The sequence below is a fragment of the Ruegeria sp. G10 genome (genome assembly GCF_056533645.1).
Map to the genome: position 1 here is coordinate 47,669 of NZ_JBQFOQ010000013.1, position 26,680 is coordinate 74,348.

Annotated in this window: 21 protein-coding genes and 2 pseudogenes; 14 read left to right on the forward strand and 9 right to left on the reverse strand. The window is 56.2% G+C overall.

The genetic code is table 11. From position 1 onward, the window contains the following. Positions 1 to 53 precede the first annotated feature (53 nt). A complete protein-coding gene (locus tag ACR0KM_RS18130; protein WP_480861060.1) occupies positions 54 to 821 on the forward strand; it encodes a hypothetical protein in 768 nt (255 codons plus the stop codon). 67 nt (positions 822 to 888) lie between these two features. On the opposite strand, the pseudogene ACR0KM_RS18135 reads toward ACR0KM_RS18130, so the two are convergent. Beyond that, positions 889 to 1,242, reverse strand: a pseudogene (locus ACR0KM_RS18135) (transposase); the annotation flags it as partial. 226 nt (positions 1,243 to 1,468) lie between these two features. Here ACR0KM_RS18135 and ACR0KM_RS18140 point away from each other — a divergent pair. The 3 genes from ACR0KM_RS18140 (at position 1,469) to ACR0KM_RS18150 (ending at position 4,779) form a co-directional block, all read left to right on the forward strand. After that, positions 1,469 to 2,503 (forward strand): transporter substrate-binding domain-containing protein, encoded by a 1,035-nt coding sequence (locus tag ACR0KM_RS18140; protein ID WP_480825039.1) that lies wholly within the window; start codon positions 1,469 to 1,471, stop codon positions 2,501 to 2,503. A gap of 73 nt (positions 2,504 to 2,576) precedes the next feature. Continuing rightward, positions 2,577 to 3,710 (forward strand): ABC transporter permease subunit, encoded by a 1,134-nt coding sequence (locus ACR0KM_RS18145; RefSeq protein ID WP_480861058.1) that lies wholly within the window; start codon positions 2,577 to 2,579, stop codon positions 3,708 to 3,710. A gap of 1 nt (position 3,711) precedes the next feature. Then, on the forward strand, positions 3,712 to 4,779 hold the full coding sequence (locus ACR0KM_RS18150; RefSeq protein WP_480861056.1) for an amino acid ABC transporter permease: 1,068 nt from the start codon (positions 3,712 to 3,714) through the stop codon (positions 4,777 to 4,779). A 148-nt stretch (positions 4,780 to 4,927) separates the two neighbouring features. Here ACR0KM_RS18150 and ACR0KM_RS18155 read toward each other — a convergent pair whose 3' ends face one another. Together ACR0KM_RS18155 and metC are read right to left on the reverse strand one after the other, a co-directional pair. Next, positions 4,928 to 5,563, reverse strand: coding sequence for a VOC family protein (locus ACR0KM_RS18155; RefSeq protein WP_480861055.1), 636 nt, complete (start codon positions 5,561 to 5,563; stop codon positions 4,928 to 4,930). A 9-nt stretch (positions 5,564 to 5,572) separates the two neighbouring features. Next, on the reverse strand, positions 5,573 to 6,748 hold the full coding sequence (gene metC / locus ACR0KM_RS18160; RefSeq protein WP_480865533.1) for a cystathionine beta-lyase: 1,176 nt from the start codon (positions 6,746 to 6,748) through the stop codon (positions 5,573 to 5,575). A gap of 92 nt (positions 6,749 to 6,840) precedes the next feature. On the opposite strand from metC, the gene ACR0KM_RS18165 reads away from it, so the two are divergent. Both ACR0KM_RS18165 and ACR0KM_RS18170 read left to right on the forward strand, forming a co-directional pair. After that, complete coding sequence (locus tag ACR0KM_RS18165) at positions 6,841 to 9,174, forward strand: molybdopterin-dependent oxidoreductase (protein WP_480861053.1); 2,334 nt, start codon at positions 6,841 to 6,843, stop codon at positions 9,172 to 9,174. Continuing rightward, positions 9,171 to 9,938, forward strand: a complete 768-nt coding sequence (locus ACR0KM_RS18170) for an IclR family transcriptional regulator (protein WP_480825029.1) — start codon at positions 9,171 to 9,173, stop codon at positions 9,936 to 9,938. The genes ACR0KM_RS18165 and ACR0KM_RS18170 overlap by 4 nt, the downstream gene beginning before the upstream one ends. A gap of 20 nt (positions 9,939 to 9,958) precedes the next feature. On the opposite strand, the gene ACR0KM_RS18175 is transcribed toward ACR0KM_RS18170, so the two are convergent. Next, a complete protein-coding gene (locus ACR0KM_RS18175; protein ID WP_480825027.1) occupies positions 9,959 to 10,354 on the reverse strand; it encodes a rhodanese-like domain-containing protein in 396 nt (131 codons plus the stop codon). Positions 10,355 to 10,483: 129 nt separating this feature from the next. Here ACR0KM_RS18175 and ACR0KM_RS18180 point away from each other — a divergent pair, with 129 nt between their 5' ends. The 8 genes and pseudogenes from ACR0KM_RS18180 to ACR0KM_RS18215 form a co-directional block, all read left to right on the forward strand. Then, positions 10,484 to 11,758, forward strand: a complete 1,275-nt coding sequence (locus tag ACR0KM_RS18180) for an NAD(P)/FAD-dependent oxidoreductase (protein ID WP_480825025.1) — start codon at positions 10,484 to 10,486, stop codon at positions 11,756 to 11,758. 7 nt (positions 11,759 to 11,765) lie between these two features. Beyond that, the gene (locus ACR0KM_RS18185) at positions 11,766 to 13,832 is read left to right on the forward strand and encodes a hydantoinase/oxoprolinase family protein (protein ID WP_480861051.1); all 2,067 of its coding nucleotides are present in this window, start codon (positions 11,766 to 11,768) and stop codon (positions 13,830 to 13,832) included. 3 nt (positions 13,833 to 13,835) lie between these two features. After that, complete coding sequence (locus tag ACR0KM_RS18190; protein ID WP_480861049.1) at positions 13,836 to 15,482, forward strand: hydantoinase B/oxoprolinase family protein; 1,647 nt, start codon at positions 13,836 to 13,838, stop codon at positions 15,480 to 15,482. A gap of 6 nt (positions 15,483 to 15,488) precedes the next feature. Continuing rightward, entirely contained in the window at positions 15,489 to 16,235 is a 747-nt protein-coding gene (locus tag ACR0KM_RS18195) for an SDR family NAD(P)-dependent oxidoreductase (RefSeq protein WP_480861047.1), read from the forward strand. Next, positions 16,232 to 18,133, forward strand: coding sequence for a propionyl-CoA synthetase (locus tag ACR0KM_RS18200; protein ID WP_480861045.1), 1,902 nt, complete (start codon positions 16,232 to 16,234; stop codon positions 18,131 to 18,133). The genes ACR0KM_RS18195 and ACR0KM_RS18200 overlap by 4 nt, the downstream gene beginning before the upstream one ends. Then, positions 18,130 to 18,474, forward strand: coding sequence for a RidA family protein (locus ACR0KM_RS18205; protein WP_480861043.1), 345 nt, complete (start codon positions 18,130 to 18,132; stop codon positions 18,472 to 18,474). Before ACR0KM_RS18200 ends, ACR0KM_RS18205 begins: the two co-directional genes overlap by 4 nt. Before the next feature lie 14 nt (positions 18,475 to 18,488). Next, on the forward strand, positions 18,489 to 19,232 hold the full coding sequence (locus ACR0KM_RS18210) for an amino acid ABC transporter ATP-binding protein (RefSeq protein WP_480861041.1): 744 nt from the start codon (positions 18,489 to 18,491) through the stop codon (positions 19,230 to 19,232). 1,101 nt (positions 19,233 to 20,333) lie between these two features. After that, positions 20,334 to 20,614, forward strand: a pseudogene (locus tag ACR0KM_RS18215) (IS6 family transposase); the annotation flags it as partial. Between the two features lie 82 nt (positions 20,615 to 20,696). Here ACR0KM_RS18215 and ACR0KM_RS18220 read toward each other — a convergent pair. The 5 genes from ACR0KM_RS18220 to ACR0KM_RS18240 all read right to left on the reverse strand — a co-directional run bounded on the left by ACR0KM_RS18220 (position 20,697) and on the right by ACR0KM_RS18240 (position 26,558). Then, positions 20,697 to 22,583, reverse strand: coding sequence for an ArnT family glycosyltransferase (locus ACR0KM_RS18220; RefSeq protein ID WP_480861039.1), 1,887 nt, complete (start codon positions 22,581 to 22,583; stop codon positions 20,697 to 20,699). After that, entirely contained in the window at positions 22,580 to 23,533 is a 954-nt protein-coding gene (locus tag ACR0KM_RS18225; protein ID WP_480825010.1) for a glycosyltransferase family 2 protein, read from the reverse strand. The genes ACR0KM_RS18220 and ACR0KM_RS18225 overlap by 4 nt, the downstream gene beginning before the upstream one ends. 114 nt (positions 23,534 to 23,647) lie before the next feature. Beyond that, on the reverse strand, positions 23,648 to 24,562 hold the full coding sequence (locus ACR0KM_RS18230) for a hypothetical protein (protein ID WP_480861037.1): 915 nt from the start codon (positions 24,560 to 24,562) through the stop codon (positions 23,648 to 23,650). Further along, positions 24,559 to 25,464, reverse strand: coding sequence for a hypothetical protein (locus tag ACR0KM_RS18235; RefSeq protein WP_480861036.1), 906 nt, complete (start codon positions 25,462 to 25,464; stop codon positions 24,559 to 24,561). Before ACR0KM_RS18235 ends, ACR0KM_RS18230 begins: the two co-directional genes overlap by 4 nt. Continuing rightward, on the reverse strand, positions 25,461 to 26,558 hold the full coding sequence (locus tag ACR0KM_RS18240) for a glycosyltransferase family 4 protein (RefSeq protein WP_480861034.1): 1,098 nt from the start codon (positions 26,556 to 26,558) through the stop codon (positions 25,461 to 25,463). The genes ACR0KM_RS18235 and ACR0KM_RS18240 overlap by 4 nt, the downstream gene beginning before the upstream one ends. Positions 26,559 to 26,680 lie beyond the last annotated feature (122 nt).

Genomic DNA, 26,680 nt, shown 5'->3' on the forward strand with positions numbered 1-26,680 from the left:
TTGACCCGTCACGACACCGTCCCACCTTTCTACGTCAGCTAGGAGCATACTGAGTGTTTGTGAGGACCACTGCCTTATTGATTTTTGCTGTGTCGACCCCGGCCACGGCATTGCAGCTTCGCGAAACAGGGCGTTATGAGCTCAATCAACCCGCAAGTCTCGACTACGATCCGACGTTTTGCGGGTTGTGGATTGCGAACGAGGGTCCCGAAGCCATTCTCGTTACATTGCAAGGTGATGAGTTGCGCCGCATATCCAGCGATCTCTTCCGTATCAAAGCGATTGCTATTGAAGGGGATCACTTGTTGCTCGGCGATGGTCTTGGCAGTCTTCAACGTGTCACCAAAGATGGCGAGCCACTCGGAGCACCTTTCAGATTGGACGGCGGGTTCGCAGACACCGAGGGGATCGCGATCAATGCGAAGGGGCAGATCGTAACCGTAGAGGATGACCCCGAACGGTTGTCCTGGTTCACTCCCGAGGGTGCTTTGGCGGCGAGGTTGGATACCATGAAACTCTCTCCCCCTTTAAGCGAGGCACAGGGCATCGCGATTGACCCACGCACCGGTCACATGCTGATCGTTGATGACTGGGAAGGATCAAACAGCCTGTATGAGTTCACGGCGGATGGCCAACTGCTCGCCCAGCAAAGTCTGTTGGAATTCGGAACTGACCCGGAAGGCATCGCCATCAGGCCGGGATCTAACCAACTGTTCGTGGCATTCGACGGCGGCGCGAAGATTGTGACATTTGACTACACGCCCACCTTGCCTGAAGGATCACCGCCGCTTCCCCCGGGCGGAGACTGCATGATGTTCTAAGAGTTTGGGTTCGTATTCTGGCTAACATCGGTGTTTGAGGTGCCCCTAGCTTCTGCGTGGGTACGAGACTTCGGCCCTCTGACTTTTCCCGCTTCAGAAGCTGAAAGAAGCTCTCGGCCACTGCGTTATCATGGCAAATTCCCCTGCGGTGCATGGAGTGTTCCAGATTGAATTCGCGCAAGAGCGCCGCCCATTCACGGCTTGTGAATTGGGCACCTTGGTCGGAGCGGATAAGCAGACCAAGCTCGGGCTTTCTACGCAAAATCGCCATCAGCAAAGCCTGCAAAGAAAGTTCTGGTGTCTGTCGCGACTGGACCGCCAAGCCGACAACACGCCGAGAGAACAGGCCGATGACGATACAGAGATATGCGAAACCCCCGTGTGTCCTCAAATACGTGACATCAGTCACCCACGCGCGATCAAGTCGACGGATTCTTTTAGGGCGGGTGGAGTTCGCATTTCGATTTCAAAGGCGCGTTTCGTGAGGTCTCGAACATTGATTGCTCAAAGTCTGAGCAAGTCCGACCGGTCCGTTCCGACAAAACTTAAGTCTCAGTTTCGAAACTATTGACTCGCTGGGTCAACTTATACATTCTCTATATCAATACAAATGTGCTGATATACAGAACAACAGTGGAGTTGGAAAAATGCGAATCAAAGGTTTGGCGGCAGGTTTGGCTGTGGTGGCAGGGATGGCGTTCCCTGACCTGGCACTGGCGGAAAGCCCGACGATCAAGGCAATCCAAGAGCGTGGCACCATGTTGTGCTCGGGCCATAACGGGTCGTATTTCGGTTTTGTCGAAGTGAACGATAAGAACGAGTGGAAAGGGCTTGATATTGACCTCTGCCGCGCGATGACCACAGCGCTGCTCGGCGATCCGAGCAAAGCCCAGATTGTTCCTCTGAGTTGGGCGCAGCGGTTCCCTGCACTGCAATCGGGTGATGTCGATGTCATCATCAAGGCGACCGGCTGGACCATGGGTCGCGACACCGAATTGGGTCTGCAGTTCTCGATCCCCTATTTCTTCGGAGGCGCACAGTTCATGGCGCATGGCGACCTGGGCATCACCGAAGCGAAAGATCTGGAAGGTGGCACCATCTGCGTCGAGGCAGGTACGACTATTGAACGGATTGCCGCGAACTATCTGCAAAGCATTGCCGTCGAACACACCATGGTCAGCTATGAAAAGGCGTCCGAACTGCGTGCTGCCTATCTGGCCAACCGGTGCGACAGCTTTGTGGCATGGGGCCCGTTCCTGGCCGTTCTGCGTGCCACCGAGATGGAAAACCCGGATGCGCATGTCATTCTGAATGATCAACTGTCGAACGAACCGATCTCGGCCGCAATGCGTCAGGGGGATGAGGGCTTTGTCGATTTCACCAACTGGATGCTGGCGGCGCTTCTGATTGCCGAAGAAGAGGGTATCACGTCCGAGAATGTGGAAGACATGGCAGCCAACCCGCCCAACCCGAAAATCGCCCGTCTGCTGGGCGCCGAACCGGGCATGGGCGAACGTCTGGGGCTGCGCGACACATGGGCGAAAGAGATGATCGCGGCCATGGGCAACTATGGTGAAATCTACCACCGCAATCTGGGCGACAACAGCCCGTACAAACTGGAACGCGGTTTGAACAACCTCTGGAGCCACGGCGGTGTTCTGTACGCGCCGCAGCTTGACTAAAAGCTAACCTAGACGCGGGGCCGCGTGGTATTGCGGCTCCGTATTCTCCCTGAAAATCAGAAGATTAAAAGCCATGGACGCATCCGAGTTGAAGGCGCGCGCCAACAGGCGCAAGCTGATTATCCAAAGCGGGCTGATCGTTTTTTCCGCGCTTATCGTTATCGGTGCCATCCAAAGTGCCAGGATAAACCTGAGTGCTTTGGGTCTTGCCAGCGGCTTTGGGTTCCTCGAGCGGTCTACCGGCTGGTCCTACTCTTTCTCGCTGATCGAGCGGGATATCAACGACAGCTATGCCCGGACCTTGACAATCGGGTTCATGAACACGGTTTTTCTGGGCTTTCTGACCATTGTGCTGTCCACTGTTTTCGGTTTCCTCATCGGGACGTTTCGTGACGCGCGCAATCCGGCGCTGAAAACCGCAGCTGCCGTCTATATCCAGACGTTTCGGAACATTCCGCTGATCCTTCAGGGAATCTTCTGGTACGCCATCGTGATTCACCTGCCGGGACCCAGACAGGCGATGTCCGTGGGTGAGGCGATCTTTCTGTCCAATCGCGGGCTGATGATCCCGTTGCTGAACGTATCACTGACCGTTGCTCTTTTCATGGTGCTGGCCCTGATCGCTGCGGCGTTTTTCATGGCGCGGATGAAAATCAGCGTTTTCAGGATTGCGCTCGCCCTGATTGGTCTGGGGTTCTTCATGGTCCTGATCGCAACCGGCCTGTCGGTTCCCGCGGGTGAGGGCGCGATCTCGTGGCCTGAACTCAAGGGGCTGCGCTTTGTCGGTGGTCTGACCATTTCTCCTGAACTGCTGGTCATGATCATTGCCATCACGCTGTACGGCTCGGCCTATATCGCCGAGGTTGTGCGCGGCGGCCTTGCCGAAGTGCCCAAGGGGCTGATCGAGGCTGGCGAGGCGCTGGGGCTGACCCGGCGCGCGATCTGGGCGCGGATCAAGATGCCGATGGCACTGCGAACGATTATTCCGCCGCTTGGCAACCAGTGGATTTTCATCATGAAAGCCACAACGATCGGCGTTGCCATCGGGTTTTCGGACCTGTTCTACATCGTCTCAACCTCGATCACGCAATCCGGGCAGACGCTGGAGCTGATCGCCATCCTTATGGGCGCGTTTCTGCTGGTCAACTTCTCAATTGCTCAATTCGTCAACTGGCTGAACGAAAGCCTCAAACTGAAGGCGCATTGATATGGCTGATGCGGTCCTCACCAGGAAATTTGACTGGCAGCAATTTCGCCGTCGCTCTTTTGCCACGCCGATGGACTCGGTTATCACCGTTGTTGTCTTTGCAAGCCTCGCATGGCTGGTCTGGCAGGCGTTGAACTGGGGCATCCTCAATGCGGTTTGGAGTGCTGATGACGTGGAGCAATGTGGCCATGGCGGAGCCTGCTGGTCCGTTATCGACGCGCGGCACCGTCTGATCCTGTTCGGCCTGTACCCTTATGAAGAGCACTGGCGATCCACCCTGGCATGCCTGTCGATTATAGGCACTGTGGTGATTTCCTGTTTCCCGTGGACCTGGACCGCCAGGCGACTGTCGACCATCTGGATCGCCGGTTTTGCGATCTACTACCTTTTGATGGAGGGCAGCCTGCTGGGTCTGCCGCAGGTCACCACCGACCAGTGGGGCGGGCTGGCGCTGACGCTGTTCCTGTTCTCCAGCGTGGTGCTGATCGGTATGCCGATGGGGCTGGGTCTGGCGCTGATGCGCCGCTCGGAAATGCCGGTGGTGCGTGGCTTTGCCTCGCTGGTGATCGACCTGATCCGGTCTTTGCCGCTGCTGACAACCCTGTTCACTGCGGCTGTTGTGATTCCGATCCTGCTGCCCAGCTGGCTGGAAGGGGACAAGATCTGGCGGGTGATCATCGCCTTCGGCCTATTCTTCGCCTGCTATCAGGCCGAGGTTCTGCGTGGCGGTTTTCAGGCCATCCCCAAGGGCCAGTTCGAAGCGGGCAAGGCGCTGGGGCTGAGCTATTGGCAAATCCTCGGGCGGATCGTGCTGCCGCAGGTGTTCCGCCATGCGCTGCCAGCGACGGTCAACAATGTGGTTGTGACCTTCAAGGAAACCGCCATCGTCATCATCATCGGGTTCTTCGATATCCTCGCCTCGGCCAATGCGGCCTTTGGCACGGGCGAATGGGCACCCTATTACATCGAGGTTCTGGCCTTTGTCGCGGCAATCTACTGGGTCTTCCTGTTCGGGCTTGGCCAGTATGGTGAATACCTCAAACGGCGCATGAAAGTTGCTGAGCGGTAACCCCCCAACTTCTCTGGCTGCCCTGCGCAAGCAAATGCACCGGTCGCAGAGGCGGCGTCGCGAATGACCTAAGTGATCGTAATGGATACCTGGCCATCCGGCTTTGGGCTCAGGTCGACCGAAGGCACCGCTATGCGGCACCTATCGTTTAATCCAGCGTTACAGTCCCGTTCGGGCTTTCCAGAACAAATGACAGCGCGGCCGGACCCTCGGATATGTCGGCCAAATGCGAGATCTGCAGCTTCGCAAACAGGTCCTTCATGCGGTCGGCATCCGGTGTCTGAACCTGAACTTTGGCCAAAGTGACACCCAGATTCTGCTGACCCTTAGACGGGTGCGGACCCGGAGACCATTCAATGAACGCCGGAAGCAGCCCGTTTTCCGGCAGATGCCCGTCTTTGGGAACGGTCAGACGCCAGGTTCGATCACCGCGCTGGAAATTGACGACTTCGCCCAGATCGACAGGGCTTGCAGCGATAACGCCGTCCAGATCGTCGGTATTCACAACCCAGCACAAGGCACGCGGGCGGTCGTTCAGGAGGGTTTGTGTGTCAGGATCGTCCAGAGTAAACCACCGGACCCGGCCCGGATCGGGGGTTGTGGGGTCAATTGCGATCAGTTCGAAAAAGCTGTCGTTCCCGGCTTGCATGACACAGTTATGCGTACCCATGGCGTCGTGTTTTGAGCCTTGAGGCACGTCAACGCCCAAGGCCTGCTTCATCGCTGCGACGCCTTGTTCAAGTGTGTCCGCACCGATGGCGAAGTGGTCAATTTTGTTGAGCATTCTGGTTCCTTATTCGTCAAGCAAAGGAAGCGCCCGGGCGAGGTCCGATTTCAGGCTCTCAAGGTCCTCCAAACCGATATTGAAGCGGACAAGCTGGCCGGTTTCCAGCCAGTCCGTTGCCGTGCGCACCGGCGTGACGGGCAAGGCAAGGCTTTCATATCCACCCCAGCTGACGCCAATTCCGAAATGATGCAGTGCATCAACAAAGGCGTGGACGGCGCTTTCGCTGGTTGTGTGGAAGATGACGCCGAACAGACCCGCTGCCCCGGTAAAGTCCCGCGCCCAGTTCCCGTGACCCGGGCAGGAGGGCAGCGCGGGGTGCAGAACAGTTTTGACCTGCGGCTGCGCAGCAAACCACATCGCCATCTCGCGCCCGGCCTTGTCGAAATACTCCATCCGCAGCTTCAGGGTCCTGAGGCCACGCAGAGCCAGCAGGATCTCCTGGCCCCCGGTTTTATCACCGATCTGCATAACCGCTTTTCGAATAACCTGCGCATATGCCGCGTTGCTTGCCGTGATGCCCAGCATGCAATCGGAATGGCCCGAGATGTATTTGCTGCCGGAATACACCAAAATGTCGACATCCCAGGACAGGGGCTGGCTGAAAACAGGTGTCCCCCATGTGTTATCTAGGATGGTCGGCACATTTGCCGATTTTGCAGCCGCCGCTATGCCCCGGATATCGGGCATCTCGAACGTTCCCGAGCCTGGGCTTTCAAACATGATCGCCGCTGTTTCCGAACGAATCAGATTGCCTATCTCACGGCCAATCAGGGGATCGAAGTATTCGACCATTACCCCCTGTTGTGTCAGCAACCCGTCGCAAAAGGCCCTTGTATTACCATATACGTTGTCGGCGACCAGAACATGGCTGCCGGGCCGGGTCAGGGCCATCAGCGCGGTTGTGATAGCCGCTACGCCCGAAGATGTCAGAGTGATCGCTTCCGCACCCTCAAGCTTTGCCAGCATCAGCTCCAGCTTGTGCGTTGCCGCGTTTCCGTAGCGCCCATAATAGAGTGTACCGCTCTCGTATCGGGCGTCGCGGGCCGCGTCGAACGCTGCAAAGGTGTCAAACACCATTGTTGAGCCAAGTTCGATTGGCATGTTCACGTGCCGACCCTCTGCGTGATCGGGCCGACCATCCTGCACCAGGCAGTCTGCTAAACTGAATGGGGTGTCCTGCACTTTTGCGCCCTCTGAAGCCTTTCGGAATGATGACAGTCCGCTAAAATTGTGTCAATATTCGGAATATTAGTTTATTATATCGGAACAGTAGCGTGACCGAAGAAACCTCCCGAACCTTGACAGGTAACCACTGGGGTGCGGGTATCTCTGAAACCAGAAATGGCAAACTGGTGGCAGTGCATGCGCACCCGGATGATCCGAATCCCTCTGAGATCAACCGCAACATAGCTTCAAGTCTGAATGGAAAAGCGCGCGTTCTGCGACCCGCGGTTCGTCGCGGCTGGCTGGAAGGGAAGGGGGTGCGAGGACGCGACAATTTTGTCGAAGTCAGTTGGGACGATGCGCTGGATCTGATTGCCACCGACCTGACCCGGGTGCGCAGCGCGCATGGCAATCAGGCGATTTTTGCCGGGTCCTATGGCTGGTCAAGCGCGGGGCGCTTTCACCATGCCCAAAGCCAGCTCAAGCGTTTCCTGAACGGGCAGGGCGGTTTTGTTCGCTCTGAGGGCAATTACAGCTACAACGCGGCCCTTGTGCTGATGCCTTATATTGTTGGCCCGTTCAGAGCGCATGTTGCGCAGGCCACCCGATGGCCGGTGATTGCCAAACACTCTGATCTGGTGGTGATGTTTGGCGGTATGGCCACACGCAACACACAGGTCAGCGATGGCGGGGTGGCGCGCCACAGAATGGTGGACAACCTGAAAGCCTGCGCCGCATCCGGCGTGAAATTCGTAAACTTCAGCCCGTTGAAAACGGATGCCGATGCCGAGATCGGGGCAGAGTGGGTACCGCCCAAGCCCGGCACCGATACCGCCGTTATGATGGGACTGGCGCACACGCTGCTGACAGAAGGCCTGCACGACGCGGAATTCCTTGACCGGTATACGGTCGGATTCGACAAGTTTGCCGCCTATCTCATGGGCGTCTCCGATGGGATCGCAAAATCCGCCCGATGGGCGGCGTCGGTCTCGGGTGTTCCTGCGGATCGCATCGTTTCGCTGGCGCGGGAAATGGCGGCAGGCCGTACAATGATCACCTGCGCCGCTGCAGTTCAGCGGGCCGACTATGGTGAGCAGCCGTTGTGGATGACGGTCACGCTGGCGGCGATGCTTGGGCAAATCGGGTTGCCCGGTGGCGGTTACACGATCGGCTACGGTGTGAACGCCAATATCGGCAATATCGAGCGTCCGTTCCGCTGGGGGACGTTGCCGCAGGGCAAAAACCCGGTGTCTGACTTCATCCCGGTGGCAATGATATCGGACATGCTTCTTAACCCCGGCGGCACCTACACGTACAAGGGCACAGATCGGGTTTTCCCGGATATTCGCCTGATCTGGTGGGCTGGAGGAAATCCGTTCCACCATCATCAGGACCTGCGGCGTCTGCACGCGGCTTTTCAACGCCCTGAAACCATCATCGTGAACGAATTGAACTGGACTGCCACGGCGCGTCATGCCGATATCGTTCTGCCAGTTGCAGCCCCGCAGGAACGGACGGATTTTGGTGGGGGCAAGTCGGATAACGCTCTGGTCCCGATGCCCGCCAGCGCCGAACCGCCCGGAGAGGCGCGGATCGAATTTGACATCTACACAGAACTCGCCAGCCGCATGGGCAACGCCGAGCTGTTCTCGGACGGGCTGGACTGCGACGGCTGGTTACGTCGGATCTGGACCCAAACACAGGACGCGGCATTGGCAAGCGGTGAAAGCTTGCCTGACTGGGATGCCTTCATTCAGGGCGACATAGTCGAACTGCGCGATCCGTCTCCGGCGCAGGTGTTCATGGCAGAGTTCCGCCACGGCCCCGACGCGCATCCATTGCCGACGCCAAGCGGGCGCATTGAAATTTTCTCAGATCAGATATCGGGGTTTCAGTTGGAGGATTGCCCCGGCCATCCGACATGGTTTGAGCCGCGCGATGCCGCAGCAGGCACACGGCCGCTTTATCTGCTTTCGGGTCAACCGGGCACACGTTTGCATTCGCAGCTGGACAATGGCGACTATAGCCTCAGCCTGAAAGTGCAGGGGCGGGAGCCAGTTCTGATCCACCCCGACGACGCAGCGGCCAAAGGGATCGCGGATGGCGATGTCGTGGAACTTCTTAGCGATCGCGGGCGGTGTCTGGCCGGGGCTCGTGTGACGCCGGACATTCTGAAAGGCTGCGTCTTCCTGTGGACAGGAGCCTGGTACGACCCTGACTATGATGCCCCTCAGGAACGGGACAGGCACGGCAACCCCAATGCCCTGACCCATGATCTGCGCACATCAAGCCTGACCCAAAGCCCGGCGTCACATTCGACCATGGTGGACATACGCCGTTTCGAAGGTGAAGTGCCTGATCTGACGGTTCATGATCAACCATCATTTGAAGCCGTTTCCCGTTCTGCTATACAGAACAGACTGCGCAGAAAGGACGAACAGTGAGTGAAGCACCAAAAGCCCCAAAGGTGGATTCGACCCTATCCAAAGGCCTTGCCATTCTGGAGAATCTCGCAGCGCATCAGGGCAGCAAAGGAGTGACCGAACTGTCGCGCGAACTGGAACTGACAAAATCGAACACGTTCCGGCTGTTGCAGACCTTGATCACGCTTGGGTATGTGAAACACCTTGATGACAAGACTTATGCCGCCACGCTGAAGACATGGCAGGTTGGGCGCAGTTCGGTCGAAAACCTCAACCTGCGAGCTGCTGCAGCACCTGAGATGGCCTATCTAAGTCAGGAAACCGGTGAGGCGATTTATCTGGCGGTGCCTGAAGGATTGAGTGTCATCTATATAGACAAGGTTGAAAGCCTGAAGCCAATCAGGTCTTGGAATCCCGTCGGTGGCAGCGCCCCAATTCATTGCGTAGGAACGGGCAAGGCCATTCTGTCGAGAAATTTTGATCAATTGCGCGACAAGCTCGAGGGCCAGTTGGCACGGTACACAGACAAAACCCTGACGACATTGGAACAAGTCGCCGAGGATATGCAGGAAACGCTAAAACGCGGTTATGCGTTTGACCGCGGAGAGTTCCGCGACCGCATCCTGAGCTTCGGAGCCCCCATCCTGTTGCCCGACGGTGAGGCAATCGCCGCGCTTGGTATCTCACTGCCTGATATCAACATGAGTGACGGCGGCGAGGATCGATTGGGGATGTTGGTGCATCACGCTGCAGAAGGTGTGACCCAGAAACTGCGCCAACTCTGAGGCGCAGCTTCCGGCTGGATTCAATCGGCTTTCTCGATAGGGCCGCCGGATTTTTCCCAGGAACCGAATCCTTCTTTCAGATGTGCCGCTTCGAAGCCCATGTCCTGCAGGGTTGCAACCGTCAGGGCTGACCGCCAGCCCGACGCACAGTGAAAGACATATTTCTTGCCTTCCTGCGCAAAGATATCCTTGTGGTACGGGCTATCAGGATCGACCCAGAATTCGATCATGCCACGCGGCGCATGGAAGCTGCCCGGGATGAACCCGGTACGCTGACGCTCGCGCACATCGCGGATGTCAACAATCACGACATTGGGATCATCGACCGCTTTGATCAGGTCTGCTGTTTCGATCTCTTCGATGCGATCGCGCGAGTCCTGCACCATCTGGGCTGCTGTTTTCTTAAGTCTAGTCATGGTTATTGTTCCGGTATATAAAACATATTTTTCATATATTGACACAATGATAAGATCGTTGCAACGTAAGTTAACAGGAATCGCCTGACTGCCCAGCATGTTCATAGTTAGAAAAGAGGGTCCGCTCGCATGAATACAGACAGCCCGATCTCTCTTTGGGATATGTCGGCAGAGGAGCCGGATTTTCGCAATCCGTTGGCTGGCGACGCGGAAGCGGATGTCGCAATTGTCGGCGGGGGGTTCACCGGTCTTTCAACGGCGCTTTATTGTGCAGAGCAAGGGCTGAGCGCGCATGTGCTTGAGGCCAGGCATATTGGTTTCGGTGGCTCGGGCCGCAATGTGGGTCTGGTTAACGCCGGGGTCTGGCATCCCCCCGCCGCCGTTCGGAAAAAGCTGGGCGACACCTATGGGCCGCGTTTTGTAAAGCGGTTTGGTGAAGGTCCTTCGCAGGTTTTCGACCTGATCGAAAAACATCAGATCCGTTGTGAGGTCACCAAAACGGGAACCATTCACGCTGCTCACGCTCCGTCGGGTTTCGAGGATCTAAAGGCGCGCCATGCCGAGTGGACACGTCTGGGTGAACCGGTTGATCTTCTGTCGGCCGGGGAAATGGTGGAAAAAACCGGAACAAGCGCTTTTCACGGGGGCTTGTTGGATCACAGGGCGGGAACCATCAATCCGATGGGCTATTGCCGTGGTCTGGCGCGCGCAGCAAGAGGGGCAGGTGCCGAGATCAGCACAGGTGTGTGCGCAACCAATCTGCGGCGCGATGCCGGGAAATGGGTTGTGGAAACCGACAAGGGTACGGTCCGGGCCAAGTATGTTGTGCTGGGCACAAATGCCTACAGCGATACCCTTTGGCCAAACCTGAACCGCGTGTTCACCATGATCAACTACTTCCAACTTGCAACAAAACCGCTGCAGGCGGACATGTCGCATATTCTTCCGGGCCGTCAGGGTATTTGGGACACGGGACAGATCATGTTCAGCATCCGGCGCGATGCCCATGATCGCCTTGTCATCGGCTCTATGGGAACAGTTGTCGGGTCCGTCGGTCGCGGGTTGTCGCATCGTTGGGCCAGGAAACAGCTTGCGCGCCTCTATCCGGAACTTGGCCCGGTCGAATTCGAAGAGGCATGGCATGGTCAAATTGCCATGACGCCGGACCATCTGCCGCGTATCTACCAACTGGCCCCCAATCTGCTGACCCCGATCGGCTATAACGGGCGCGGCATAACAACCGGCACGATCTTTGGCGAGTGCATGGCCCAGCTGATCTCGGGCATGGATCCGTCTGATCTGCCGTTGCCGATGACTGAGCTGTCGACTGTCCCGTCGGCCCCGATCATGTCCCGCTTGTATCAGACGGCCTTCACCGCCAACCAAGTCCTCAGGAGCCTTTGATATCCTCATGAGCAAGATTGATGTTCGCGTCGGCGTCGATATCGGTGGAACCTTTACGGATGTGGCGTTGCAGCACCAGGGCGGCTTGTCCACCTGCAAGGTACTGACCAACTACAGCCGGCCGGAACAGGCTATTCTGGACGGAATAACCAAAGCCGCAGAACAGGCCGGGCTTGCCTTGGGCGATATTGGTCAGGTCATTCATGGCACGACGCTGGTCACCAACGCGCTGATCGAACGTCGCGGTGCCAGGACCGCCTTCATCACCACCGAAGGGTTTCGGGACGTGATCGAGATGCGCTCGGAAAACCGGTTTGAGCAATACGACCTGAACCTGAACCTGCCCAAGCCCTTGGTGCCGCGTCAGGACCGGTTCACCCTGAACGAACGCATGGGCCCTGACGGAGAGGTCCTGCTGGCGTTGGACCATTCTGAAGTCAACGCGATGGTGGAGACGATCAAGGCGGGCGGGTTCGAGGCCGTTGCCATCGGTCTGATGCACGCCTACGCCAATGACGCGCATGAGGTCGCGATGGGCGAAGCGTTGCGCAAGGCAATGCCGGAACTGTCGATTTCGCTGTCTTCGGTGATCTCGCCGCAAATGCGTGAACTGCCCCGTTTCAACACCGTTATCGCCAACGCCTATGTCCAGCCGCAGGTCGCCGACTACCTTGGCCGTCTGGTGGGTCGCCTGCGAGAGATGGGCGTGGCCGCTCCGGTTTTTATGCTGCATTCCGGCGGCGGTCTGATTTCGGTCGAAACTGCCGCAGAACAGCCGGTGCGTCTGCTGGAATCCGGTCCGGCCGGTGGCGCGATTTTTGCCGCCGATTTTGCGCGGGCATATGGGCTGGACAAAGTGCTCAGCTTTGACATGGGCGGAACCACCGCCAAAATCTGCCTGATTGAGAACGGCGCGCCGAAGACCGCCAACACCTTTGAGGTTGCCCGGACTTATCGCTTCAAGAAGGGCTCGGGCATGACCGTGTCGACGCCCGTTGTCGAGATGGTTGAGATCGGAGCGGGCGGCGGCTCGATTGCCTCGGTCGACAGTATGGGACGGCTTCAGGTCGGTCCCCGGTCGGCGGCATCGGAACCCGGACCTGCCTGTTACGGGCGCGGCGGCACCGAGCCAACCGTGACCGATGCCAACCTGTTGCTCGGACGTCTTGACCCTGACAATTTCGCTGGCGGTGCGATCCCGTTGCAAACGGAAGAATCCGAAAAAGCGGTGACCAGGCTGAACCTGCCTGCCGGCGATGCCGCCTTTGGCATCACCGAACTGGTGGACGAGAATATGGCAAATGCGGCGCGGGTGCATACGGTCGAGAACGGTCGCGATATTGAACACTTCACCATGATCGCCTTTGGCGGCGGTGCGCCGCTGCATGCCTGTCGTCAGTGCGAAAAGCTTGGCATCAAGGCGCTGATCATTCCGCCGGGCGCAGGTGTCGGCTCGGCCATCGGGTTCCTCAAGGCACCGTTCAGCTTTGAAGCCACGCGCGGGCTGTTCCAGCGCATGGACGATTTTGATGCCGGGGCCGTGAATGCCGCCCTGATCGACATGGAGGCTGAGGCCCGCGCCTTTGTCGAAGAAGGGGCCAAGGGGGCAGATACCGAGATTCGCCTGACCGCGCAGATGCGTTATTCCGGGCAAGGTTGGGAAATCCCGGTGCCGCTGCCGCACAAACAGTTTGAAGATTGCGATGTATCGCTGATCCTCAAAGCGTTTGAACAGGCCTATCGCACGCTGTTTGGTCGGGTGATTGACGGGTTGGCCGTTGAGATCACGAACTGGCTTTTGACCGTATCGACCGTGCTGCCGGACACCGATCTGGTGGTCGGTCATAGCACCGGCACGGACGCGGTCGTCTCACGGACGCGGCGGTTTTTCGACGCCGCCCTGCGCAAATCGGTCGAAGCGCGCGAGGTTGAACGGTCCGGCATGACCCCCGGCAAGGCTGTCGAAGGTCCCGCGATCATTGCGGAGTCCGAGACCTCGACCGTTGTTACCTCGGGCTATCGCGCTGTGGGGCAGGGCGACGGCAGTTTGCTGTTGCTGGCGAAGGAGACATAGGCCATGGCTACGTCAGATATTGATCATCAGATCATGTGGAACCGCCTGATCGCGGTTGTTGAGGAACAGGCCACAACGCTGATCCGCACGGCCTTTTCAACCTCGGTCCGCGAAGCGGGCGACTTGTCGGCGGGTCTTTTTGACCGCGAGGGGCGGATGATCGCGCAGGCGGTGACCGGCACTCCGGGCCACGTCAACGCGATGGCCGAAAGCGTCACCCATTTTGCCGCCCAGATCGGGCCGCAAAACACGTTCGACGGAGATGTGTTCATCACCAACGATCCCTGGCTGGGCACAGGGCACCTGCACGACATCACCGTCGTCACACCGGTGTTCCGAGAGGGCGGGCATATCGGCTATTTTGCCTGCACTGCGCATGTGGTGGACATCGGCGGGCGCGGCTTTGGCCCGGATGGCAATGAGGTATTCGAAGAGGGCCTACTGATCCCCATTACCAAGTTTGCTGAGCATGGCCAGGTGCAGCCCCTGCTGATCGAGATGATCCGCGCCAATGTGCGGACCCCGGATCAGACTGTGGGCGACATGTATTCGCTGGCGGCATGTAACGAGGCGGGTGACCGCCGCCTTCAGGCAATGATGGATGAGTTCGGTATCGACGACCTGCAATCCCTGTCGGAGTTCGTCATCGAGACCAGCCGCAAGGCGACTTTGGAAGCCATCGCAAAGGTCCCCTCGGGCACCTATCACGAGACCATGCAGGTCGATGGATATGACGCCCCGGTGCACATGGAGGTGACCCTAAGCGTCGATGGCGATCAGCTGCTGGCGGATTTCTCGGGCACATCGGGTATGAGCCGGTTTGGCGTGAACTGCCCCGAGGTCTATACCCGCGCCTATGCCTGCTACGCGCTGAAATGCGCGATTGCGCCGGACGTCCCAAACAATACCGGCTCGCTTGAACCTTATCGGATCACCGCCCCCGAAGGCTGCATCCTTGCGGCCAAACGCCCCGCACCGGTTTCAGTGCGCCATGTGATGGGTCATCTGGTCCCAGACGTGGTGCTGGGTGCGCTGCACAAGGCGCTGCCTGATACTGTTCCGGCCGAGGGGGCAAGTGCGCTCTGGAACATTCAGATTTCAGCGCGGGCATCCGACCCCGAAAGCGGGCTACCGAACCGTGAGGTGCTAATGTTCAACTCGGGCGGCACAGGTGCGCGCCCCGAATTTGATGGGCTAAACGCCACGGCTTTCCCCTCGGGCGTATCGACCATGAGCGTTGAGGCGACCGAGCATGTAGGCCCAATCACCGTCTGGCGCAAGGACCTGCGCGAAGGCTCGGGCGGGGCCGGGGCCCTGCGTGGCGGTCTGGGCCAGACCATCGAGATCGAACCGCGTGCGGGGTACGATTTTTACTTCAACGCTATGTTCGACCGGGTGGAAAACCCCGCGCGCGGGCGCAATGGCGGGCTGGCCGGTGGCGCCGGTGCTGTCGAGCTGTCCGACGGGACAAAACTGCGCGCCAAGGGTCGCCAACTGGTCAGGAACGGCCAGCGACTGAGACTCAGCCTGCCGGGCGGCGGTGGTTATGGCGCGCCGGAACACAGGGATCGTGACGCCGTGGCCGGTGATCTGGCCGCCGGTTTCATCACCGCCGAACAGGCAAAGCAAGATTACGGGTTCGAAGGGTAAACGCAGATGGCTGACACTCCGATTGCAGTTGTGACAGGTGCTGCGCAGGGCATTGGACTGGCCTGCGCCGAGGCGCTGAGCGAGGATGGCTACAAGGTCATTCTGGTCGACATTCAAGACAGCGTGCACAAGGCCGCCGCCACCGTTGGGGGGGGCGGAATGGTTTGTGACATGGGCGACGTGGATGCCATCGGCGCGATGTTTGACAGGATTGAGGCTGATCACGGCCCGGTCTCGGCGCTGGTAAACAATGCGGGCGTCGCGATGCCGGGGAATTTTCTGGACTATGATCTCGCCGCCTTTGACCGTGTGATGGACATCAATCTGCGGGGTGTTTTTGTGGCAATGCAACGGGTGGCGGCCAGCATGGTTGATAACGGCATAGAAGGCGCGATCGTAAACATGTCTTCGGTTAATGCGCAGGTCGCGATCCCGGCGATCCCGGCCTATTGCGCCTCGAAAGGTGGGGTCATGCAACTGACCAAGGTTGCAGCACTGGCGCTGGCTCCGAAGAACATCCGTGTGAACGCGGTCGGCCCCGGCTCGATTGATACCGAGATGATGGCGGGTGTGAATGCCAACCCCGAAGCCTATAAGATGGCGATGTCGCGCACGCCGATGGGCCGCGCGGGCACGGCGCGGGAAATCGGGGATGTGGTGGCGTTCCTGTGCTCGAAAAAGGCCAGCTATGTCACCGGTGAAACGATCTATGTCGATGGCGGCCGCCTTGGCCTGAACTACGTGATGTCATGAGTTACGCAGAGGCATATGAAAGCTGGCAAGCGGAGCCCGAGGCGTTCTGGGGCAAGGCCGCTGAACAGATAGACTGGTTCAAACCAGCCGATAAGGTGTTCGATCCCGACATGGGCGTTTATGGTCGCTGGTTCGCGGGCGCCACATGCAACACCTGCTGGAACTGTGTCGACCGTCATGTCGATGCCGGGCATGGCAACCGCACTGCGCTGATCTATGACAGCCCGGTCACCGACACGGCCCAGACCTTCAGCTTTGCGGAGTTACAGGCGGAAGTCGGCGCGCTCGCCTCGGTCATGCGCACACATGGCGTTGGCAAGGGCGACCGCGTTGTCCTCTACATGCCAATGGTGCCGCAGGCGGTGTTCGCGATGTTGGCCTGCGCTCGTCTGGGGGCGATCCATTCGGTTGTGTTTGGCGGTTTTGCACCACATGAACTGGCAACGCGGATCAATGATGCCGAACCCCGGATGATCATCTCAGCCTCCTGCGGGATCGAGCCCGGACGGATCGTACATTACAAACCCCTGCTGGACGCGGCCATTGAGGAAGCCACGTCAAAGCCCGAGCATTGCCTGATCCTGCAACGCGATATGGAACGGGCCGAACTGATCCCGGGCCGCGATCTGGACTATGCCGAACTGATCGGTGCGGCAAAGGCGGCAGGAGAGACGACAGAATGCGTGCCGGTCGCGGCGACCGATCCGCTCTATATCCTCTACACCTCTGGCACCACCGCCCAGCCGAAAGGCGTTGTGCGTGACAATGGCGGGCACATGGTGGCGCTGAAATGGACGATGGAAAACCATTACGGAATTAACCCCGGTGAGGTGTTCTGGGCCGCCTCCGATGTGGGCTGGGTCGTCGGGCATTCCTACATCTGCTACGGGCCGCTACTGCATGGCTGCGCCACCGTGGTTTACGAGGGGAAGCCGGTGGGCACCCCCGATGCAGGCGCTTTCTGGCGGGTTATTCAGGATCATCAGGTCGCGGCGCTGTTTACGGCCCCCACGGCGTTCCGCGCGATCAAGAAAGAAGACCCCAAGGGCCAGTTGATCGACCAGTATGACCTGTCCAAATTCCGCGCGCTGTTTCTGGCGGGCGAACGCTCGGACCCTGCAACGATCCAGTGGGCTGAGGAAAAATTGCAGCGCCCGGTGATCGACCACTGGTGGCAGACCGAAACCGGCTGGGCCATGTCCGGCAACCCGGTCGGGCTGGGACAGTTCCCGGTCAAATACGGCTCGCCGGGCAAACCGATGCCGGGATACGACATCCGCGTTTTGGATGACGAAGGGCACGAGGTTGAACCCGGCACGCTGGGCAACATCGTTTGCAAGCTTCCGCTGCCGCCCTCGGGTTTCCCGACGCTCTGGAACGCGCCCGAGCGGTTCCTGACCTCGTACATGAATGAGTTCCCCGGTTTCTACGCCACATCTGATGCCGGGATCATTGATGAGGACGGCTATGTCTTCATCATGGCCCGCACGGATGACATCATCAACGTGGCCGGTCACCGCCTGTCCACCGGCGCGATGGAGGAGGTGATCGGGGCGCATCCCGACATCGCCGAATGTGCCGTGGTCGGCGCGGCGGATGCGGTGAAAGGTCAACTGCCGCTGGGTTTTTATGTGACCAACGATGGTGCGAACCGCGAGGCGCCAGAGCTGGAAAAAGAGCTGATCGCGCTGATGCGAGAGCAAATCGGAGCCGTGGCCGCTTTCAAAACGGCCATCCCGGTCAAACGCCTGCCCAAGACACGCTCGGGCAAGGTGCTGCGTGGCACTATGCAGAAGATCGCCGATCGCGTCGAATTCAAGATGCCCGCTGCCATCGACGATCCGGCCATTTTGGACGAGATATCCGATGCGCTGAAGGGCAGGGGACTTCTGCCATGATCGAACGCCTGCATACCGGCACAAGGATGTCGAAGATCGTCAAACACAACGGCGTTGCTTACCTGTGTGGTCAAGTCGGAACCGGGGACAGCTTCATCGCGCAGACGAAAGACTGTCTGTCGCGCATTGATGCCCTGCTGACCGAGGCGGGTTCTGACCGTGAGCATATTCTGCAGGCCATTGTCTGGCTGCGCGATATGGCGGATTTCGCCGAAATGAACGCCGTCTGGGATGCCTGGGTCCCCGAGGGCCATGCGCCCGCCCGCGCCTGTGGCGAAGCCCGATTGGCGCGGGATGTACTGAAAGTCGAGATCATCGTTACTGCTGCCATAAAAACCTGAAGGGGAGATCGCCCATGTCCGAAGTTCCGGCCGTCAGACTCAGCCACGTGGAAAAGTACTACGGCAGTTTCCACGCTCTAAAGAACGTCAATCTGACCGTAAGCAAGGGTGAAAAAATTGTTGTCTGCGGTCCTTCGGGCTCTGGCAAGTCGACCATGATCCGCACGATCAACCAGCTCGAGGAACATCAGTCCGGTCTGATTGAGATCAATGGCCACGCCATAAGCGCAGAAGATCCCAATATCGACAAGCTGCGGCAGGATGTTGGCATGGTGTTTCAGCACTTCAATCTGTTTCCCCACATGACGATCCTTGAGAACTGCACCCTGGCCCCGATGCTGGCACGCAAGATCTCTCAGGCTGAAGCGGAAGAGACTGCGATGACGTATCTGGAAAAGGTGCAGATCGCCAATCAGGCACCGAAATACCCCGGTCAGCTTTCGGGCGGTCAGCAACAGCGGGTCGCCATCGCAAGGGCGCTGTGCATGAAGCCCGATATTCTGCTGTTCGACGAGCCGACCTCGGCGCTGGACCCCGAGATGATCGGCGAGGTTCTGGATGTTATGGTGACGCTTGCCGAGGAAGGCATGACTATGATTTGCGTCACCCATGAGATGGGGTTTGCCCGCAAAGTGGCGGATCGGGTGATCTTCATGGACGCTGGTGAGATCATCGAAGAGGATGACCCAGAAAGCTTTTTCGACAGTCCCAAAAACGAACGGACGCGGAATTTCCTGCAACAGGTTCTAACGCACTGAGTAGATCGACCACTGCATGATTGAAGAACAGTATTGGGAGAAAACGCTCTGAGTGTTTCTGAGCACCGTTTGTGAAAAGGAATACCCCTCCTGACCAATAAACTTAGACTTCTCAAACATGAATCCCGTTGGCGCCCAATGATAGATATATGTAAGGAAATCGGCTGCTTCTTGATTGGCCACTACAGAGCCTCTTATTCTGTCCTGCAGCGCGATGGATTTGGTCCCTTTTTATTCACCAACTGAGATCTTAGGATAACTGAATTATTTTTGCCTTCGGTAGGCCTGATGGTTAATAGACTAGACCCGGGCTGAGAAGTGTCCAGACAGTGAATTGGTCAGCGGTTGCTCCAACATGCTTCGAACCCATGAACAAGAAAATTACTAACAAAATCTATATTCTATGCCAGTCTAAATCATACTTCGGCCAGCGCCTCTTATCGGCAAATCATATGCAAAGCCGCAACTGGTTGTTTGGTGCAACCACTTGCGGCAGCAAGAGCATCTATTTAAAAGCTTTTTGTGAGCGTTTGAATAGCCCGAAAACACGGTCATTCCTGACCTTAAGGAAATAATAGAGCCCAATGACCTATATTCTCGTGTTTGTATTCGGGTACATGACCCTTTTTATTGTGACTGCACCGATTGCTAATCTGATCCTCGTTTATCTATTCCCATCACTTAACTTCAGAGATGAATTTGTTGAATACTATGAGCGCACCAGAGGAGTTGCCCCCTCACGAAAGACGCTCCTGCTGAATGCCTATGGAATTGGGAGTTTTTCCTTTCTGGTCAACAGACGTGCAGAAATTAAGTATTCTCAGTTAAACGGACGACCAAGAAGCTCGAACGAACCATCTATTATTTTAATAGGGTTCGCTGGATCGATGGTCTGTTTCATACTTTGGGCGATGGTTATTCTTATATTAATTTTCGTTCTCAACCTAACGGAATTCGCATCAGGTAGTGCTTAGCCACCTGAACGTAGGACTAAAATTTATCGGCGATCCATAGAGCGCGAAACCCGAAATTATCTTCAAAATGTAGGTTTTGTCAGAATAACTGCTTTAGTGGGGCAGGGCGGTTGCATAGCATTTAGGAATAACTAAGCTCGCCTCCTTCACGTACTTCAAAACCAGCCCCGAGTTCATCCGCCTTGCAGTGATGCTGTACATCCATTTTCCGCTTTTTTGCTGCGGAATGTCGAAGACCTGCTACACGAGCGAGGCAGCGACGTGAGCCACGAAACCGTCCGCTATTGGTGGAATAGGTTTGGCCCGAAGTTCGCTTCTGAAATCAGGCGAAAGCCGGTGCAACAATTGCGCGCATTTTCGAAATGGAAGTGGCACGTGGATGAGCTTTTCGTGAAGGTGAATGGCAAAAACCTTCATGTGCGTCAGTTCAGATCCAGAGATCGTCTCAACAAGGGCTGTGTTGGGCTAGCCGCAATCGCACCATTCGCGGTTATTCGACCGCCAGTTGGGCAGGTATCGAAGCGCAATTCGCCTGAGCAAGCCCAGTGATATCCTCAATCTGCTGGCTTGCGGTTTTTGTTGGTAAGAGCATTTGAGAATTGCTTGAGGATAGCAAATTTGGCGAAATCAATACCCGGTAACCTTGTGTGCAGGCCGACTTGATAAATTCAGCATCGAAGTTGTCAGAAACACGGTCGGGTAAAGCCAATAAATGATCAGGGTTTTGTAACGCATGAGAATGAGCTTCGGGAGGCGCATAAATCACAAAGTTTCCTTCAAGAGACATCGATTTTTCTGACATGGATGCCATCTCTGCCCGACGATGCTGCGAGAGCGTCCAATCTTGGAACGCAAGTAACATCGCGACACCCATGCCGAATCCGACTGCTGGCAGCACTAAGCCAGAGAAAGAGCGGTGCGAAAAGAATCCACACACAAGTGAAAGGAGCCCGATCAAAGTTAGCAGTTTTGTCGTCGTGATCTGGTGAAACACTGCGACGCTGCCGAAAGAACCTGCGTGCCACAGTACCGAAAAAAACAGACCCAAAACTGCCCCGGTGATGAGCCATAAGTTGCCAAACCGTTCAACCCAATGCGCGATGAGAAAGGCGGACAGCGCTGCCAGTAGCGGAAGGAGCGGCAAAAAATACCGCATATTCAAGCCGAGACCACCATGCCAACTGCGCAACAGAAATGGCAATGCCCAAATTGTGCAAATTGTTAGCAATATCAAAATGCTACGCCGCTGTTGTTTCCATCGATAGCCGACGAGCAGCGCCAGACAGCCTAACCAAGGCAGGCTTTGACCTAGCGCTTTTTTGGGTAAACCCCAAAATGACAACGTACCGTTTAGGTCAGATTGAACGCCGCTCCTTGGATCAGACAGCCGAGTGGCATCGATCAGGAGAGACTGAACCCCCTCGATCAACTTTATAACCAGGGCCAATAGCTGGGACGACAAGACTATGCTGGCCAAGGCAAATGCAGATACTCCGACCCACAATATTGAGGAGGATCGAAAACTGCCTTTGATACGAAGCCCCACAAGCCCCGCAAACGCAAGGCTCATAAAAACACCCAGCGGAAAATAGCTGGCCAGGTCTGTCCCACCACCCGCCGAACCATAAGACAGTGGCGTGAGGCTGCCAAAACGGATGAGGTTTGACCAGGTCATCAGAACCGCAAAGGGTGCAAGCCCAATCATGCCCGAAGCTAAGACCTTAACAGGCGATTTCGCATATAAGACGGTCAAGGCTACTATACCGGGAAGTAAGAGAACGCCTTCCAAACGAAACAGCACACCAAATCCGACTAAAGCGCCTGCCGCAATGCCGTGTAAATTTACTCCTTTTTCCTGATCCAGAGCGGCAACAAAGAAATAGACAGCCGCGGTCACTGTCATCATGCTGATCGAGTGCGGCCAATGCCCCACCACGTATTCTACCCAGAACGTGCAGAAGGTTAGCAACACTACCGCAAGTTCACCCACAACTTTTCCGGGAAACAAGCGCCTGGCGAGGGCAAACGTGAAGATTAACGTCCCTATTCCGGCCAGCACATTCAATGCGATCAGAGACTTCTGCCCGAAAACGCCAAGCAATGAAGCGCCGGCTAACGTTGTGCCGATTGGATATTGCGACACAAGGCCCACTGGACCCTCGACCAACAACCAAAGGCGAAGGTCATCGGACCCGAATTGTTCAAAACCGTTAGAAACAGAGAAACTTCCTGTGTCTCGAAGCGATTGAGCTGCAGAAAAATAGATAAACTCGTCTAAAATGAAGAACCCGTCGGATGCCAAAACGCCCAAGAGGATTAGAAACAAGCTGATGCCAAACAGTATACAAAAACTAAGCCAATTCAGAGTGGTGTTCACTGCTGTCTGCTCCGCTCAAGTTCGGCCTTCAACAGTCGGCTTCGAATGTCAGCTGACAACACCCTGTTGGCAGCAATCAGATCGGCCAGTAATCCGGCAATAAAAAATACGACACCAGCCGCGATTAGTGCGGCACCAATGACAAGCGACTGTACATGGCCATTTCCCTGCCCTATTGCGAAAAAATAGAGAAACCTGAGAAACGATGCGAGACCGGGCAGCATAATCAACAACGACAGCCAGGAAAAGAAACGAAATGGTTTGTAAAGGACTGCTATACGCAAAATCGTCTTGGTCGAGCGAAAGATATACTGCGGAACCGAGCGCATAAGGCGTGACTCTCGCGTCGGATCGTTAACTTTGATCGGGACCGATAGAAGGGGAATTCCAAGGCGGCCGGCCTGTATAACTGTCTCAAGGGTATAGGTATATCGATCAAATACATAAAGTTGGATCGCTGCGTCACGGTGAATTGCACGAAAACCACTGGGGGCATCTTGAATTGCCGCTCCGCTGGCTTTGCGGACGACCCAGCTTCCCAGCTTTTGCAGTACGCGCTTGACCATGGAAAAGTGCTGGATTTCCGAGATTGGTCGCGCCCCAACAACAATTTGAGCCTTGCGCGCAAGAATAGGAGCAGTGATATCTGGGATACATGAGGCATCGTATTGGTTATCACCATCCGTATTAACAATGACGTCGGCACCAACCCTAAGAGCCGCGTCGATTCCCGTCATAAAGGCGGCGGCTAGTCCTTGATTGTGAGATTGCTGAACAATGTAATCCACTCCCATCTTTCGAGCTACGTCAACAGTTCCATCTGTTGAACCATCATCAATGATGAGCCACTCAACTTTATCGAACCCCGGTACATCACGCGGTAACTCGGCGAGTGTCGCCGGAAGAGTTTCTTCTTCATTGTAGCAGGGAATCTGAATTACAAGCTTCATCGGGCTGATCTACATACTCTCACCTGAAGTCGAAATAAGAGCGGATTACGGCTGCAATGAGGCCGCCCTGAAGCCTTTGTAGCAGATAGTGGGACAAATTAGCAGCCGAGGAACTCATTTCGAACCGGTTGCAGTTTTTACTCTCATCAACCACTCAGGATCAGATGCATACCCGTGCTGCTTCATTTTGGAATTGCAGAAATGAGAAACCGCCGAAACTTGAGCATCGTTCCATTGGCGCCAATCTCCCGCAGAACCGTGTGAAGAGTTTCTCACTTTGCCCACAATTGATTTCAAATCACCAATTTTGTGTGCAGGGCCTTCCTTATGCTGAGAGACAAAGGAAACAAACCGATTTAGTTCTGTCTGGTCTTCGGAGAACAAGTCCTCAAATCGAAACACTTTCACGTTTGAGTTTATTGCCGCCGCACGATCAAGTGTTCGACATATCAGTGCCCATTCCCAAGCCAAACGTCCGACCTGATCGAGCGTCGGCCAAACTTGGGCGGCATCCGAGTCACCAAGCTTAGCCGGTGTTAGCTTTCCGGGGGGCAAAAGTTCTGTGATCGCCCCATTTCTTCGTTTTGAGGAATGCCGTTGCCATGAACCAATCCAATGTCTCGGATCACGAATCACTCCGGCAATCTTGGCGCCTGGCCAGATTTCGTTGATATGTTCGGACAGACTCCACCACGCATAGTAGCTTTCAATCACAAGCGCCTGTGGGATACTCGAGTGGTATGTCTCGCGAATGGATCTGATCCGTCGCGCACACTGCTGTGTACTAATCCGATTTTCTAAGAGACGCTGGCCGAGGACGCGCACACCAGTTTTGCCAAGCAGTCGCCCACCCGTCATTTGCCAGAATCCAAATTGGTGGATTCTTTCCAATGTAAGGTTCGAGAATCCCGCAAACATATCCGGCTCGTGCTCAGAGTAGCAATCCGACACAACATCGCTAAGCAGATCGCCAAAGAACTGCGTTCCAGTGCGACCGCCCGAAGCAATAAAGACGAGTTGCTTGGTCATTGTCTCACGCGTTGAAGCACGGGCAACGAAAATGTTAACAAGGCACCCGCGATAAGCCCCAAGGTACGGTTTAACGCCACCGCCAAAAAAGCAGCCGCCGGAGAGCCGGAAATCAGAGTCGCAAGGGCGGCAGCAATCAGTTCATTCACCCCAAATCCTGCGGGCACTATTGCGACTGTCGAACCGAGTGAAGTGGCGACGGTGTAGACAGCTGCCTGGCCGAATGACGCAGCTACTCCTATTGTTGCAAAGCTTACTGCCAAACGGAACGTACTCAATCCTAGAATGACGAACCTTACGACGAGCAGTTCGAGTAACATTCGTCGTCCTGTTTCGCGGGCGATCAAGTGCAGCGAAGTTATCATTCCCACAAGACCCAGGGCGGCAAACCACCAACCAGGACCAACACCAAGGTATCCACATGCAGAGGCTGAGAACGCAAGCGTCATTGAAAGTGTCAGTATCGCAGTCAATGTAACTATTCTTGCGCTTTGTTTAACTCCGGCACCTGCCTGCACAAGTGCGGCTCCTCTTACAAACGCACCACCAGGCAAGGGCAATAACTCAGCGACATTTGCCATTGCCGTAGTCTCGATTGATTTTGCAAGAAGGATATTGAGATTCAGGACTCTCGCCGTCACCATCAACGAAACGCCGGCCAAAACAAGCAACAGCGGGGACAGAACCAATAGGTTCAAAACCAAGAGCCAGCCAGAGATTTCGGACAGATGAAGCCCAAGTTTGCTGTACGACCAAACCGCCCCTCCGATGAGCACCGATAGCCCACCCGCGCGCAGCCAAGGACGCAAACGATGCGACTTAAGCGTTGTTATCGTAGAGCTAATTCGGCGCTTGTTGGCCGAAAAAAGGTTGAAACCAATCCCAGATCGTGGGCGTGTCATTCGATGACCTCTCCACGAAAACCGCTGTCACGCTCGGAGTCGTAGACAGCCAAGGTATCACGCGCAACCCTTTTCCATGAAAACTTATCAGCGCAGCTTGCTTGCGAAAAGTCGATGAAGTTGCGGCGTTTCGTAGTCGACCATCCTGATATTTCGACGATTTTTTGAACCCATGCGGCTGGCTTTCCAACCGGTAAAAGAAAGCCGGTGCGTCCGTTCAGAACCGCGTCCTGCAGCCCTGCATGCCGTGAGGCCAATACCACTCCGCCAGCAGCAGCGGCCTCGGTTGCAACTAGTCCAAATCCTTCGAACTCTCCGTTCTCAATATCGATGTTTGGCACAACCACACAAAGCGCATCAGCGTAAGCCTGCCATAGTGTTTTTTGATCCAGAACCCCCAGATACCTGACCCTGGATGTGTTCAATGCTGAAAACTCTTGGTCATCCCAAATTGTTCCTGCGACATCTAGCGTGATATGCGGGGGAAGGTGCGGCAACACTTCCCGAACAAACCAGGCACATCCTTTTCGACGGACCAGGCGCCCGGCAAACAGTATTGATCTGCCTGACTGACGTGCTTGTTCCGGACTGTCAACTTCGGCCGCCAGCGGGACCACAACCGTGTCGTGGAAACCGTAGCTTTGCGTGCATCTGGCCGTAGCCTTTGAGTTTGCGATTATCGTTACATTTCGGAGTAGCCGCGCACCCAGCTTCAAATAAGCACCATATACGCTGCCTTTGATGCCGCCCCGGCGCGGATAAGACACATCCGTCCCGTGCGCAGAAATTACCACACGGCTGCGTGGATAACGAAGCCGCCCGAGCAAGGCCAAAGGCCAGCTTGCCATATCTGCAACGTGAATGACGTCAAACGATCCTTTTCTGAAAATCAACTTGAAAGCCGTCGTGGCTCCAAAACCGATAAGCTCCGAAACTCTGGGCACGGATCCATCAGCGTGACCTTTCAACACGAGTCGCCGTATGGTCGTGACACCATCCAACTCGTCTGACAGCCTTTTGGAGTATGTTTCCATTCCACCCATTGCAGGAGGCCATTTTCGCGAGACAAAACAGAGTTTCTTTGCCGAATTCATGGGTTCATAATCCACGCTCTAAGGCCCAAAGACCAACCATGTAACCAATGCGGATCGCAGATGTTGCAAAATTGAGATATACATCCTGATCATTGGGTTTCTGCTTGATATGACATAACGCC